The organism is Nocardiopsis protaetiae, from assembly GCF_045446735.1.
GTDB classification, from domain to species: domain Bacteria; phylum Actinomycetota; class Actinomycetes; order Streptosporangiales; family Streptosporangiaceae; genus Nocardiopsis; species Nocardiopsis protaetiae.
This window is the reverse complement of record NZ_JBJJBV010000547.1, coordinates 1-781: the sequence shown is the minus strand read 5'-3', so window position 1 is coordinate 781 and position 781 is coordinate 1. Positions and strand designations below refer to the sequence as shown.

The 781-nt window shown below is 67.5% G+C and carries 1 protein-coding gene; it reads left to right on the top strand.

Annotated features, from left to right (window positions below; genetic code table 11):
- Positions 1 to 680, top strand: a 680-nt coding sequence (locus tag ACJOT3_RS34635) for a carbohydrate ABC transporter permease (RefSeq protein ID WP_406977349.1), incomplete at its 5' end; no start/stop codon positions are given.
- Positions 681 to 781 lie beyond the last annotated feature (101 nt).

The following is a 781-nucleotide window of genomic DNA, read 5'->3' as shown; positions in this document are numbered from 1 at the left end:
CGTTCGAGAACTTCCGGGACGGCTGGCACGCCCTCAACCGGCCCTTCTCGGTGTTCTTCCTCAACTCCCTGCTGGTGACCGTCGGGTCCATCCTGGGCAACCTGTTCTCCTGCTCCCTGGCCGCCTACGCGCTGGCCCGGCTGGAGTTCCGGGGGAGGCGGCTGTTCTTCGCCATCACCCTGGTGTCGGTCATGCTGCCGATGCACGTCCTGATCATCCCGCAGTACATCTTCTTCTCCCAGCTGGGCTGGGTGAACACCTACATGCCGCTGCTCATCCCCAAGTTCCTGGCCACCGACGCGTTCTTCGTGTTCCTCATGGTGCAGTTCATCCGGGGCATCCCGCGCGACCTGGACCGCGCAGCGGCCATCGACGGGGCGGGGCCCTTCCGGGTCTTCTGGTACATCGTCCTCCCCCTGATGCGCCCCGCCCTGGTGACCACGACCATCTTCACGTTCATCTGGACGTGGAACGACTTCTTCACGCCGCTGATCTACCTCACGTCCGCGGACATGTACACCGTGCCGGTCGCGCTGAACTCGATGGTGAGCTCCGAGAGCCAGCAGGGCATCGGCATGCTCTTCGCGATGTCCCTGCTGTCCCTGGCACCGGTGCTGGCCTTCTTCGTCTTCGCCCAGCGCTACCTCATCCGCGGGGTGGCCACCACCGGCCTCAAGTGACCGTTCCCGGCGCCTGCCCGGTGGACGCCCCCGTTCGGTCGGTGCCCGCGCCGACCGAACGGCCGGGCCCCGCCCGCACCGCCTCGCGGGGCCGGTGGCGC